We start from the raw sequence: 13,430 nt of genomic DNA on the forward strand, positions 1-13,430 counted from the left end.
TATGTCTCAAGTAAGGATACCATACATTGCTCTTAATAAATAATTATTTCATATTTTCATAGACTTTATTCCTAAATAAGAGTATTATAAACTATTTATTTGAAAATTTTCACTCTACCACGTAACCATTCCCTTAGCTCCTACACCCGGATTATTCAAAAGCTCCATTACGGGAACCGTATAAGCAACCAAAATCAACACGACTAATATGACCACCCAAATGCTCCATTTTTCAAAAATAGCAGGTGTCGGTTCCGCAGTTTCTGCAACCTCGCCAATCGGATATTCCGTGTAGCCCTTAGGCGCTCTCAACAGCAGAATAACGTTCATGATGATCATCAGCACACCAATGAACAAGATCGTGCCGCCGATCGCCATCACCACATGATAAGGCATCCAGAGGATTGCATCAGGATGATCCTGGTACGTTGTAAACGCAGTACGTCGAGGTGATCCCAACAAACCTACCGTATGCATGGAGCTCGACATAAAGAACATACCGATGAGCCAGGTGATCGTTTGGGCAATCCCCAGCTTATGCAAGAGCGGTGTCAGCACCCGTCCTGTCAATGACGGAATTAACCAATAAGTCATTCCGAAGAACGTCAGGGCCACACTGGTTGCAACTGTCAAATGAAAATGTCCAGTTACCCATAACGTATTATGAACAACCGCATTCATCTGGTCACTTGCATTAATAATGCCGCCTGCACCCGCAGGAATGAAGATCAGCATACCCATGAACGGTGCAAAAAAACGCACATCCTTCCACGGCAGCTTTTTCAACCAGCCGAACAGCCCCTTGGCACCAAGAGAACGACCATGCAGCTCAAAGGTAGCGAACAGCGAAAATGCCGTCATTAAAGATGGAATGACAACCATAAAAGTCAAGATGACCTGAACATACTTCCATACAGGTGAAATCCCCGGCTCCATCAATTGATGGTGAAGTCCTACCGGAATGGAGAACAACAAGAGCATAATGAACGACAGCCTGGCCAAAGCATCACTGAATATTTTGCCGCCAATAATTTTGGGAATGATCACATACCAGCAAATATAAGCAGGCAGCAACCAGAAATAGACCAAAGGATGCCCGAAATACCAAAACAATGTCCGACTCAGCGTCACATTCACCGTTTCGACCCAACCGAACGACAGTGGAATCAACTGAAACAGCACTTCAACAGCCACTCCCAGAGTAGCAATCAACCACATCAGCATCGTAACGACCGCCATAAAAGAGAAAAGCGGCGACAGCTTCGCTTTATGCGTTTTTTTCCAATACCGATATTGAATAAAAATCCCGAAGCCGCTCATCCAGCTCCCCACGACAATCAGCACCAGCGCTACATAAAACCACGGGGATGCCATCATCGGCGCATAAAAGGTGTACAGTACGGTTGCCTTGTTAAGCAAGATCAGAATCGTTGCGATCACTGTACCCGCCGTCATCATGAAATAGCCAACCCAGCCCAATGACCTGGCAATCGGCAGCAGCTGACCGCCCAATGTTCTTGCCACACCTGAATAAAGGAATCCAATGATAAAATAGGTCGTAAATACAATCGCCATCAAAATGCCATGTGCCGTCAGCAGCTGGTAATAGCCAATTTCATAGGGAAGTGTTATGCTCCCGCTACGCACCAAGCCTTGGAGTAAGCCTGCCACGCCTCCCAACAGCAGTGCGATAAAGGCAAACAAAATATGAGCCAGCACCAGTCTTGAATCGCGGCGGTCAAAAGCTTGTTCTTGGGTTATCATCTTACTCAACTCTCCTTCATGTATTCTAGCCTCTATGCGATTGGATCACTTCACAATAATCCGTGTCTGCATCATTTCGTGAGCGACGCCGCAGTATTCGTTACACAGCACCAGCAGCTCACCCGCCTTGGTGAACTTGTACGTCATTTGGGTAATTTCGCCGGGCACCACCATCATGTTCACGTTCGTTCCCGGAATTTCGAAGCCATGAACAACGTCCTTGCTCGTAATGTGAAAATGCACAGTAGCCCCCAGCGGAATTTCCATTTTCTCAGGACCATATCCAAAAGCGAAAGCAAGCATGTAGGCATCATATTCGTTCTCGCCAATCTTTTTCAGCCCTAACTGATTGAACGGCGCCGTAGATTCCACCGTTTCCGGATTCACAGTCTCACGCTGTGCAGTATGTCCGGCATGCTGCTGGCCTGGTGGCTGAGCGCCTTGTGCGAAAGCACCCACACCCAGCACGATTAAAAACACGACGAGCATGGACACCCCGAATATTAACCAAATCTTTTCATATCGATGTAAATGCATGCTTCCCCATCTCCTTTTGATCTATCGTAGTGATTATCCGCGGGCAATAAAGAGTACATAAACCCCAATCCAGCTTACCGCGATAAAAGCTCCGAGAAGCAGGACCGACACGAAGGTCCCTTTCAATGATTCATCACTGTGCTTGTGATTCTTATTCATACGGCTTTCATCCTTTCGATTGTGCTTGTTGTGCTTATTGTAAAAGGTTCCAGTCAGTGTCACCTATGATTTGGATCACATTTGGAGGACCGTAAAGGTGAACGTTGTATGACGGGGGCTGGAGTCAGGTGAATAAGTGTCGCTGCGCGATGAAGTGTTCTTACGATCGCTGTTGTTAACAGATATCATGGATTCTATAACCGCTTCTCCAGAACACTACGACCGCTTCGCTTAGTATTCACCTGACTCCTCTGAAAAGAGAAGAGAGCATAGCAAAACAAGCTAAGCCTGGGGCGGTGCCCTTTGACTTAGCTTGTTTTAGATGCACTAAATAACCGTTTATTTCCAAGAGCTGACGGAAACATGAATAACGTATTCAATGGTTATGCGACGAACAGGCTCCGACCTGACTATCCCTGCTTCACACGAGAAGAACGGATCCGATCCACCAATAAATACACAATTGGAATCAATTCAGTAACTAAGAGAAAAGTGAATTCTCCGTGTCTATACAAGGCGTCAAATTCTGGTTTCGACTTGACCATGTATAAAGATACGCCCACCATCATAACCGTCATGGATAATGAGAAAGGCTTGTGGTCCTTTAACGAGAAGGTATGCGTTAAGCAGAGCACAGCTAAATATAAAAACAAGCTAATTTTGATAAACAAGCTTGATAACCAGATCGCAATAAGCACAGGATCCAAATTTTCAAGTGAGGCCCCAGCCCGGATATAACGTATCAGTTCGAGTTGTGGGTACTGCAGATTAGCTGTTAGGTCAGGGCCAAAAACCAAAATCATTGAAATCAGGTTGGTTAGTACAATAATAACCGACGTAACCACCGCCCAAGTTATCGATCTCATTGTCTTGTTTTTATTTGTAAAATACGGAAACAGGAACGGAATAAACGCCATTTCTGCATAAAGTGCTGCCATCATAAAGGCACCATTCCAAATACCTTTCATATCAAAATGATTGATCATCGCTATAACCATACGATAATTGATTTCCTTGTGTACAAAAAAAGGAACAATCAGAACACCAGCTACGCTCAAGACAAAGATCCCCTGTGAACTGCGAAAAATCGTTTCGATACCGGAACGAACAGCATAAGCAACGCATAATCCGAACATTGCAGAAACAGCCCATCCCGGAGTGGCGGGCAAATAAACTTCAACCATAAAATCCTGCAATTGCCGCATAACAGTTGCTGCCGCAAACAAGAAAGAGCCAATCAATAAGAGGATCAGTGGGTAGTGCAGCCATTTCCCCAAAATATCCTTTCCGTAATTTCCGAGAAATTGAGTTGGCCTTTTGATTGCCAGCCTATAAGCGAAATAAGTAATCACAATTCCTACGGTGGCGCCTATAAGTAAGGAAACCCAGGCCGAATAACGAGCATTTTTCACAAGGGTATTCGAGAAGAAACCAAGTGTCGTTGTAAACAAAAAATGGGAGAACAGCATGTAAATCTGTGCCTGGGATACTCGTTCCAATTATGATCCTCCCTTTCATTCCTGCATTCGAATGATTTTTTCTAAGGGTGCAAATACCGTTTGGATGGTGTCCCCGATCGTCCACTGATCCCTGAAAATAAATATGGTTTCTAAGGCGAGAAATAACAAAGCCGCGGTGCCAAGTACATATCCAATCGTGCGTTGTTTGCGTTTTTTTGTAACCATATAGCGCCACTCGAAGCCAATAATAGTGCCAAACAAGATGCCGATGATAATCAATGTTCTACCTCCGAATTTGAGCCCGATGACTCCATTATAGAATGCTGGAATGTACCCAGACGCAATATCTTAACATCCGTTTGTACGTCTAATTTCATTTGGCTGCTATAAATATCACGCCATTGAGGCTTAATGCTTTTCCACTTCACCGGATAATGCCAATCCAAATAATTTCCAAATTGAAAAGCATCTGAGCCTACTGCTCTTGACTTGTCAACCGCACTTGTAATTCGCTTTTTGACTGTTTTATTAAGGCTTTGTTCGAGTTTATCTAATTGTTTTAAGTCCTGTAAGTTAATATTCGAGTTCGATGACAGCACTTCAGCCTCGGCATTACTTTGGATTTGTATTTCGACTTGATCCTCTTTGATTCGCGGTTTTATTCGGGTATCTGCCCTTTGGACCATAAAGCTTACCGGTTTGCCATCGGTCGGAGAAGGGACCGAAATCTCCGCATTATTCAGTTTTCCAAGGATCCAGAGTCCCCCCCGCATTTCACTTGTATTTAATGTACTTACCATTTTCCCCTGCTTAAAAATAGCCGCCCCACTGGTTCCCATCCATTGTTGTTCTTTTTCCTTTTCGCTTGGAATACTTTTCGTTCCAAATCTGAGCATAGGCACAACCATATCTCCCCCGCTATAATTCGCCGCAAGAAAATCTTTGACAGTGGTATCTATGATCACGTGTTTTTCGCCATATGCAGCTAAGATGTCAGAAGGGAATCTTTCGAATAAGGCCGCGATAGCTTCGATTTCCCTTGCTTTTCCGGGTGTTACAAACAAATAGGCGTTAATATGCATCGCGGGTTCACGAGCAAGAAAATCCAGAGTAGGCTCAATTCCCTGTTCCGCCAATTGTCTGCCAATCACAATCACACGTGTTTGCCCGAAGCTGATTTTGCGTGACAAATCGGATTGAATTTTTCGATAAGCTTCACTGATATCAATTCCTGTTTCCGTAATGTATGTGTACGGTTTACCGGTTTGCTCTCCTGATCCTCCTGCTGACCCTGGAATTAAACGGTTCGGCAATGAAAAGTCGAGCGATAGCTCGATGCCCGATTTGGCTTTATCCAGAATCATCATTCTCACAAAAGCGCGATCATTTAACTCCACGGATGACCAACAGCCTGTAAGTAAAAGCAGGGACAGTACAACAAATATCGTTTTCAATCCCCATTCTCCTCCTGTACTTGTGCCCATTTACGAGAATCGGCTTGCTGTCTTTTACGGTTGGCTCCCGATAAGGTTGGGCGTTTATTCATTAACCACCAAGGCACTCTTAAGAAGGTGTCCTTAAGATCACTGATCACCAAAGGCGCAAAGGGGGACAAATAAGGTGTTCCAAACGAGCGTAAATTGATGAGATGAAGGTAGATAAGAATCATCCCGCAGGTAATTCCGAATAAACCGAAAATCCCCGCTAAAATCATGATTGGAAAACGCAGCAGCCGAAAGGCCAAACCCAGATCAAAGTGAGGACTAATAAAGGAGGCAATGCCTGTTAAGGAAACAATAATAACCATCGCTGCCGACACAATCCCTGCTTGAACAGCAGCAGTTCCAATAATGAGAGCTCCGATAACAGATACAGCCTGACCGATCGCTTTAGGGATTCTCACTGCTGCTTCCCGCAAGGCTTCGAAAGAAATCTCCATCATAAAGGCCTCTATGAGAGCCGGAAAGGGTACAACTTCTCTGGATGAGGTTACCGTGATCAGCAGCCTGGCCGGGATCATTTCCGGATGGAACGTGGTTACTGCGATATAAATGGAGGGTAATAATAGAGAAACCATGAGAAAGATATAACGAATCCAGCGAATCCATGTCGCTGCAATATACCTCTGATAATAGTCCTCAGCTGACTGTATCAGCATGAACAATGTGGTCGGTGCAAGTAAAATGATTGGCGAGCCATCCACCATAATTGCCACACGTCCCTCTAATAGGGAAGCTGTAACTGTATCCGGACGCTCGGAATACTGTAATTGCGGGAAAGGCGAGAATGGCGTATCCTCTATAAAATCCTCCAAATAGCTATCTGCTAAAACACCGTCGATTTCAATTTCCGATAGTCGTTTATTTACTTCATCTATTAGCTCTTGCTTGCAAATTCCGTGAACATAAGCGATTACGACCTTGGTTTGTGTCCTGGTTCCGATCACCATCATTTCCGTTTTGAAATCTGGTGTTTTCAGCCTTCTTCGGATCAGGGTCAGATTCACTTCCAAGTCTTCGATAAAAGCTTCTCGCGGTCCCCGTAGAACAGCTTCATTAGGAGCTTCTACAATCGATCTTGTCTGGTAAGAAGTGAAGGGGAATTCGATCATTCTCTGTTCACTCTCAACAAGCAGCAGGGCATGTCCTTTGAGAACAGCCGTTATTCCCTCCTGCAAGGTTGATAGCTCTGTAAGATCGGTAACAGACAGCTGCTTTAGATTGAAGATTTGATTGCGGAATTGGTTCGCGTCTTGAGCTTGAAGGGATAAGATACGAGCCAGAACTTCTTCTTGAATCGTTTTCTGGTCAATCATGCCTCTCAAATAGATCAAAGCACATGCTTGGTCGGGGCCCGCTACAAAGGTGTGATAAACCACATCGGAACAGTTGGTTAACTGCTGACGAATCCAGTTCAGCCGATTCTTCAGCTGTCCCGCGTTTATTATGGCAATGTCGGAGTCGGTCGTTCCTTGTTTCTTGGGTATGGCCTCATGGTTCTGTTGCTTTAAACCCTTTCTAATTTGCTTTTTCATAAGCCAGTGAAATAACGACATGATGTGTATATCCTCTCGTCATAGCTGTAATTGCGATATATTTGCGTATGTGATCTTAATCTCCAAAGCTGGCTTCAATTTAAAATAAATGAGTAGAGCGGCCACAATAACACTTTCCAATCTTGTAAAAATAAAACAGCTCACATATTATTAAGTATCTCCACGAAGTGACCTGCTTAGTACAAGAATGACAGGTATAGTAATAGTCAACAAAAAAGCTGTGAACGACGCAGGATTACCCGCTTCATTCACAGCTTGTTATAAAGTTTATCGATAATAGCCAATTTTGCTTCATAGATTTTAGTTTTTAAGCGCCATAAGTAGGCCATACTTCTTGCGTGTAAGCCATCTCCCAGAACTTATATTCATAATGGCTGCTAATGACAAAATGCTGCTTCATTCGCTCACGGTCTGCATCTGTGACCTGCACAGCAATTTTGTCCAATCGGTCAATTTGCTCTTGTACCAGTTCACCGAAGGCCTCACCTCCGTAGGTGCTGATCCACTGACTGTAGATCGGCTCTTCGGGCCTGTATGCCTGCAGACGCTCGCCAATTTCATGATATAACCAATAGCATGGCAGTATCGCCGCTATAATATCGCCTAAATGTCCGGAATAAGCGGCACGCAGCATATGTGATGTATAGGCATAAGCCGTTGGTGATGGCTCGAAGGCTGCTCTTTCCTCATAGGAAATACCTAACTGTTTGGCAAAGTCCTCATGCAGTGACAATTCCGCATTATACGTACTCTGCACATGCGCAGCCATTCGATTGGAGTCATACAAATCGTCGGCCTTGGCCGCTCCAAGCGCCTGAACCCGAGCGAATTGAGATAAATAATAAGCATCGTTCAATAAGTAATGACGAAAGCAGGACAATGGCAGTGTACCCTTGGCGATTCCTTGTACAAAAGGATGCTCAAAGCTGGCCTGCCAGCTTACATCAACAGCTTGACGCAATTGATCACTGAACTTCATGGTTGGTACCTCCCTATGTTGTTTCTTCTCATCCACCAAAATATAAGTCATCCGTTCACTTGATATCTAACATCACCAATCTGAAAATAAGGCGCATGCTGTCCGGCATACAAAGCAGCGCCCAGCATCACAGCCAAATACAGGATCAAGCCTAAATCCGCAACGGAAAAGCCGATACGATAATAATAAGTACGCTGACGTCCAGTCGAGAAACGCTTCGCTTCCATAGCTACAGCAATCCGCTGTGCGCGGCGAATGCTCTGTGCCAGCAGTGGGATGGCATACACCTTCAGCGTATCGTATACACCGCGAAAGCCGATACGCCGCTTTACGCCGCGAACCTTCATCGCCATCTGCAGAGTTTGAAACTCGCCAATCATCATAGGCAGGAGCCGCAGTGCTGCCATAAAGCTATAAGCATATTTGGCCGGCAGCCTGCCCTGCTGCATTAATGAATAAAATAAAGCAACCGGGCGGGTCGTCAGCGCAAACAATAAGCCACTCAACGCCATGTTGACGGTTTTCAAACCAATATGCGCACCACGAAAAAAGCTTTCCTCAGTCACACGTGCAAGTCCCCATTGCAGCCAAACCGCGTCTCCTTTACCGAACATCATCATCGACATCGATGAGGAGACAAATAACAGACCAAATGGCACTAATAACAGCAAAAGCCTGCGCAGCGGGTGACCTGAGCAGCAGAGCAGCAATAATAGCTGAGCCGCTGTAACATTAACCAGTACATTAATATTGTCGGTAAGCAGCACGACAAAAAACATGACGATCGACAACAGCAGCTTCAAGCCGGGATTGACACGGTGCAGCCAGGTCTCCTTGAAATCCAACGTATGATGCACAATATTCCACTTCCTTATCAGCCTTCACTTGGACGCAGCTATCGTTGTGAGCATTTGCGTATTATTGTTGATATAGTCTGCAGGGCTAAGATCAGCTGTAAGCTTCCCATGCTCCACGACCCACACCCGGGTCGCAAAATAACGGACAATATCCAAATCGTGTGTGACCATAACAATCGTCGTTCCCTTTTGCCGCCATGCCTCCAGCATTTCCAATATGGCGAAGGTATTGGCAGCATCCTGCCCGAAAGTTGGCTCATCCAACAGCAGCAGCTTCTGATCCTTGACCATTGCAGTGGCAACACTTAGCCGACGTTTTTGTCCAAGCGAAAGCTGGTACGGATGTAGATCCCTCTGACTAAATAGATCGAACTCAGCTAGCAATGCCTCCGCTCTGCGAGTATAGTCAGACTTCCCATCAAGCTTAAAGCCAAATGCCGCCTCATCGAGTACCGAGTTGGTCACAAATTGCATTTCAGGATTTTGGAATACATAAGCTGCTGTCTCTGCCACATCTTTAAAGCCTCGTACCTGCTGTCCTTGCAGCCTGTAGCTGCCGCTAGTCGGGATTAACTGCATCATAGCCTGCAGCAGCGTGCTTTTACCGGCGCCATTATGACCGACAACGGCAACCCATTCCTGAGTTGTCAGGCTTAGGTCAGCGACTGTGATCTTGGTTTCCCGACGTCCTTGATATCCACTGAAGCTATGCAGCATTACCGACTCTGCATCAACCATCGAAGCCGATGTATTCTTGCTGTGTTGTTCATGGCCCCGTCTTCTTCCTGCTATCTCCATATAGGCAGGGTCTGCCGTGTAATGCTGCCATACTCCTGGATACCATATGCCATACTCCTGAAGCTCTGCACTATAATCGGCAAAAACCCGTTTTGGAGCTCCATCCGCCAATATCTCGCCATACTTATTAAACAAGACGACACGATCAACAAAATCGATAATCTCATCAATTTTATGCTCGACAATAATGATCGTCTTGTCCTGCCCGACTGCTTTGATCGTATCCCATACTTCTCGGGTTCCTTCCGGATCGAGCAGTGAGGTCGGCTCATCCAGGAACAGCACCTCCGGCTTTAAAGCGAGCACAGAAGCAATGGCCAGCCGCTGCTTCATTCCTTGCGACATGGAGCCAATCGCTACATGATTTTCATCAAAATTCAGTCCGACCTCCCGGAGTCCACTCTGGATAAGCTGCGGCATTTCTGCTCGCGGAACCCCCAGATTCTCCAGTACAAAAGCCATCTCTTCATCCACAAATGGCATACAAAACTGCGTATCCGGATCTTGGAACACGTAACCCCAGGAGGGTGGAATCTGTATAGCATCACATTTCATCGGAATCTCAATCGCCTGCGGAATTAACCCTGTGAGTACCTGCAGCAGAGTAGACTTCCCACAGCCGCTTGGTCCCAGCAGCAGCACCTTCTGCCCTTTAACCATTTCAATAAATAAATCCTCGAACTGCAGGGTAGGGCTTCCTGCGAACTTCAAACGCAGGCCATGGACCGAGGCACATACGTCCATCATGGCTTACGTTCCAATGCATCGAAGTCAGCCCGACTTGCAGGACGGACTAATTGAGTAACGCCCGTTGCCTCCAGCGCTTTAACAAGACCATACGAGCACAGTCCTGTAAAGAAGATCGACCCGATAATTCGGAAACCAAAATACAAGATCAAATTCCAGGACTCAAGATCAAGCAGATACCCTTTGAAGGCATCAAACACAAGTGATGCAACGGCCGAAGCCACACCAGCCAAGCAAGCGGCCATGATTGTGAAACGGCGATAACCCAACAACAGAAATATTAATTCAGCTCCGAGTCCTTGGGCGATCCCATAGGTTAACGCTTCAACCCCGTACTGGGAGCCTGCGATCAGCTCGCCGGAAGCTGCAGCAATTTCAGCAAGCAGCGCTACGCCTGGCTTACGAATGATCAGAAAAGCTACAACAGCCGCCATAAACCATACTCCGTACATCAACTGATCCAGCTGCAAGCCTGCCAGTTTCACCACATTGGAGACATCCCCCCACAGGCGATAAATAATTGCAAAAACAACAGAGATAACGACTGTGACCAAAATATCGGTCAGTTTTAAACCTTTGGACATATAAAACCCACTCCTTCGATTACGGGGGCTGTTTGAACCGATAAGTGAGTGCCAAAAAGACCACTCCCTTATCGGAAGTGGTCTGCATGTATGAATCCGTTACACGCTTCGAGTGCTCTCCACTTCCCTACGCTGGTTTCACCCAGATCAGGTTCAGAGGGTTTAGAATCTATCGATTCAGTCTCAGCCCAAATGGCTCCCCTAGTGACAACATTCATATTATCAGGTTTGTTCAAAATGTCAACGATCAAATAAGAAAAGCTCCCGATCGAACCCCCTTCGAAAAAGAAGCATCCGTGTCTAAGCAGCAGCTTTTCTTGCGAGATCAGATTATCTATACAAAAAAAACAAGCCCAGAATCAGGCTTGTCCGTAATTTCGTTAAATTGAAAATAATTTACAATCATGGCTCTTATCGCTTATTCGAAGAATGTGAATTCCCATTCGCCTTCTTCAGCAGTCCATGAAGTTGCATCTGTGTATTCAGGCACACCGTTGAAAATCAAAGTGTACTCTTTGGATTCAGTTGGTTTCAAATGCAAAGGTAGATCCGTGAAATATTGATTAGCTACTTCTTTGGAATCACCAGCATCATTATGAAGAATAATTTTTACACTTACCTTTTGAACTTCATCGATGTTTTTACCGCCTGTGTTGCTGAAATTACCAACAGCAGTCAGATTGCCATCTTCGTAAGAAACGGATGTGATGCTGAAATCAAGCGCTGCTGGAGCAGCTTCCTCAGCTGGTGCAGGAGCTGGTTCTTCAGCGGCAGGTGCATCTTCAATGTATGTAAATTCCCAATCGCCTTCTTCAGCAGTCCATGAAGTTGCATCCGTGTACTCTGGTACATCAGAGAAAGTCAAGGTGTAATCAACTGCTTCACCTGGTTTGACATTCAGCTTCAAGTCTGTGAAGTAATGATTGGCTACTTCCTTGGAATCACCAGCATCGTTATGAAGGATAATTTTAACATCTACTTTCGTTACATCGGCAATGCTTTTGTCCCCTGTGTTCTGGAACTTACCAACCGCGGTCAATACCCCATTCTCATAAGCCACTGATGTGATTTCAAAATCCATCGCTGCATCAGCAAATGCCATTGAAGACAGACCCAACAAGCAAGCCCAAAGCATAATAGAAACTGTTAAAAATTTTAGTGCTTTTTTCATCATTTTTCACTCCTATTTATATGTATTCCTATCATTATAAACTTTTTGTAATATTATAGAGTAATATAAAGAATATTTTAGAAATATTTTGTCTAATGATGTTGAAAATAGTCTAAACCGATACATAAAGCCGCTCACCCCCTACTTGGAAGTGAACGGCCCCTATACTTTCTATATAAGCAGCGAATATTCACGATGCCTGTTAGTTTTTCAAACTCCTCTTATAAATAAGCTTCCACAAAACGCATCATCGCTTCTTCATGGAAAGGCAGTCCCTCATGTCCATAATCATGGTACAAGCGAACTTCCTTTTCCCCTGCCAGATGGTTGTAGGCTGCGAAGCAGCTAGAAGGCGGGCAAACGATATCCTGCAGAGTAATCGCCATCAAGGTTCTAGCCTTGATTCGGGATGCCATGTTCATACCATCGAAATAGCTGAGCGTTTTGTATACCTGTTCTTCGTGCAGATGCTCGGGGTCAAAACGACGGAACCAGTTTTTGATTTCTACATAAGGTCCGGAAGCATGCATCTCTACGGAACGGCGGAAGTGGCATAGGTATGGAAAGACAGGTAAAGCTAGCTTCGGTCGAGAATCCAGCCCTGCTGCGGCCAGTGCCAACCCACCGCCTTGACTGCCTCCATATACCGCAATCCGATTGGCATCCACCTCTTCACGCGAGCATACGAAATCAATAGCCCGAATACAATCCAGATACACTTGCTTATAATAGTAAGCAGTTGGGTCCAATATGCCCAATGTCATCCAACCGGCAATACCTCCCTGCGGATATTCGGCTTTATCCGGCGTTGATCCACCCTGTCCTCTCACATCAATTGCCAATGCTGCTATTCCCATCGAAGCCCATTGCAGCAGCTCATTCGGATATCCCCGATTTCCCGAATATCCATGATATTTCACTAGAACAGGCAGGGTTCCTTTAGGATGGTCTCCCTTGGGTGTCACGTACCAGCCATGAATCGGGGTGCCGTCAGCCCCATCAAAAACTACATCATAGATGGATATCGATTTTAATGGATGATCTTGTACCAGACTCACTTGTGCGTTTAATGGTTTCTGATTTGAAAGCGCTTTGGCTTTATCCCAAAACAAGTCAAAATCAGCCTCGATCGTAAGCTCAGGCTTATAATCGCGAAGTTGGGTTAAGGGCATATCTACATTAGGCAAATGGAACAGCTCCTCATGAATATAATTGAATAAAATGAATCTCTTGCTTATTGTACCAACTATTTCTAAGCACGCAATCTATTTTTATCCATGACCATGCCTCCAGCAGCCTACATAAAAAGGTTCTTTTTC

Annotated in this window: 13 protein-coding genes and 1 riboswitch; all 13 genes read right to left on the reverse strand. The window is 45.2% G+C overall.

Annotated elements, in window-relative coordinates; all coding sequences use genetic code 11:
• Positions 1-114: 114 nt before the first annotated feature.
• Entirely contained in the window at positions 115-1,764 is a 1,650-nt protein-coding gene (locus tag BM210_RS01445; RefSeq protein ID WP_091163771.1) for a cbb3-type cytochrome c oxidase subunit I, read from the reverse strand.
• Positions 1,765-1,809: 45 nt separating this feature from the next.
• Positions 1,810-2,301, reverse strand: coding sequence for a cytochrome c oxidase subunit II (locus tag BM210_RS01450; RefSeq protein ID WP_091163773.1), 492 nt, complete (start codon positions 2,299-2,301; stop codon positions 1,810-1,812).
• Positions 2,302-2,334: 33 nt separating this feature from the next.
• On the reverse strand, positions 2,335-2,460 hold the full coding sequence (locus BM210_RS01455) for a cytochrome c oxidase subunit 2A (protein WP_091163775.1): 126 nt from the start codon (positions 2,458-2,460) through the stop codon (positions 2,335-2,337).
• A 410-nt stretch (positions 2,461-2,870) separates the two neighbouring features.
• A complete protein-coding gene (locus tag BM210_RS01460) occupies positions 2,871-3,959 on the reverse strand; it encodes a GerAB/ArcD/ProY family transporter (protein WP_091163776.1) in 1,089 nt (362 codons plus the stop codon).
• 15 nt (positions 3,960-3,974) lie between these two features.
• On the reverse strand, positions 3,975-4,199 hold the full coding sequence (locus BM210_RS01465) for a hypothetical protein (RefSeq protein WP_091163778.1): 225 nt from the start codon (positions 4,197-4,199) through the stop codon (positions 3,975-3,977).
• The gene (locus tag BM210_RS01470; protein WP_177237572.1) at positions 4,196-5,374 is read right to left on the reverse strand and encodes a Ger(x)C family spore germination protein; all 1,179 of its coding nucleotides are present in this window, start codon (positions 5,372-5,374) and stop codon (positions 4,196-4,198) included. The genes BM210_RS01465 and BM210_RS01470 overlap by 4 nt, the downstream gene beginning before the upstream one ends.
• Positions 5,371-6,975 (reverse strand): spore germination protein, encoded by a 1,605-nt coding sequence (locus BM210_RS01475; RefSeq protein WP_091163781.1) that lies wholly within the window; start codon positions 6,973-6,975, stop codon positions 5,371-5,373. Before BM210_RS01475 ends, BM210_RS01470 begins: the two co-directional genes overlap by 4 nt.
• 307 nt (positions 6,976-7,282) lie before the next feature.
• Positions 7,283-7,954 (reverse strand): thiaminase II, encoded by a 672-nt coding sequence (tenA, locus tag BM210_RS01480; RefSeq protein WP_091163782.1) that lies wholly within the window; start codon positions 7,952-7,954, stop codon positions 7,283-7,285.
• 47 nt (positions 7,955-8,001) lie between these two features.
• Entirely contained in the window at positions 8,002-8,811 is an 810-nt protein-coding gene (locus BM210_RS01485; RefSeq protein WP_091163784.1) for an energy-coupling factor transporter transmembrane component T family protein, read from the reverse strand.
• 24 nt (positions 8,812-8,835) lie between these two features.
• On the reverse strand, positions 8,836-10,353 hold the full coding sequence (locus BM210_RS01490) for an ABC transporter ATP-binding protein (protein WP_091164667.1): 1,518 nt from the start codon (positions 10,351-10,353) through the stop codon (positions 8,836-8,838).
• Positions 10,353-10,940 carry an ECF transporter S component gene (locus BM210_RS01495; RefSeq protein WP_091163785.1) on the reverse strand — a complete coding sequence of 196 codons (588 nt, stop codon included), beginning with the start codon at positions 10,938-10,940 and terminating at the stop codon, positions 10,353-10,355. Before BM210_RS01495 ends, BM210_RS01490 begins: the two co-directional genes overlap by 1 nt.
• Before the next feature lie 107 nt (positions 10,941-11,047).
• Positions 11,048-11,153, reverse strand: a riboswitch (TPP riboswitch).
• A 205-nt stretch (positions 11,154-11,358) separates the two neighbouring features.
• Positions 11,359-12,114, reverse strand: a complete 756-nt coding sequence (locus BM210_RS01500) for a Cna B-type domain-containing protein (RefSeq protein ID WP_143100974.1) — start codon at positions 12,112-12,114, stop codon at positions 11,359-11,361.
• A 218-nt stretch (positions 12,115-12,332) separates the two neighbouring features.
• Complete coding sequence (locus BM210_RS01505; protein WP_091163788.1) at positions 12,333-13,298, reverse strand: acetylxylan esterase; 966 nt, start codon at positions 13,296-13,298, stop codon at positions 12,333-12,335.
• Positions 13,299-13,430: the final 132 nt, after the last annotated feature.

It is taken from the genome of Paenibacillus sp. 1_12 (assembly GCF_900114475.1).
Classification (GTDB): domain Bacteria; phylum Bacillota; class Bacilli; order Paenibacillales; family NBRC-103111; genus Paenibacillus_S.

Coding starts and splice junctions, on each gene's coding strand:
- BM210_RS01495 (WP_091163785.1), bottom strand. CDS start 10,940: ATGTCCAAAGGTTTAAAACTGACCGATATTTTGGTCACAGTCGTTATC.
- BM210_RS01450 (WP_091163773.1), bottom strand. CDS start 2,301: ATGCATTTACATCGATATGAAAAGATTTGGTTAATATTCGGGGTGTCC.
- BM210_RS01475 (WP_091163781.1), bottom strand. CDS start 6,975: ATGTCGTTATTTCACTGGCTTATGAAAAAGCAAATTAGAAAGGGTTTA.
- BM210_RS01445 (WP_091163771.1), bottom strand. CDS start 1,764: ATGATAACCCAAGAACAAGCTTTTGACCGCCGCGATTCAAGACTGGTG.
- tenA (WP_091163782.1), bottom strand. CDS start 7,954: ATGAAGTTCAGTGATCAATTGCGTCAAGCTGTTGATGTAAGCTGGCAG.
- BM210_RS01490 (WP_091164667.1), bottom strand. CDS start 10,353: ATGGACGTATGTGCCTCGGTCCATGGCCTGCGTTTGAAGTTCGCAGGA.
- BM210_RS01500 (WP_143100974.1), bottom strand. CDS start 12,114: ATGATGAAAAAAGCACTAAAATTTTTAACAGTTTCTATTATGCTTTGG.
- BM210_RS01455 (WP_091163775.1), bottom strand. CDS start 2,460: ATGAATAAGAATCACAAGCACAGTGATGAATCATTGAAAGGGACCTTC.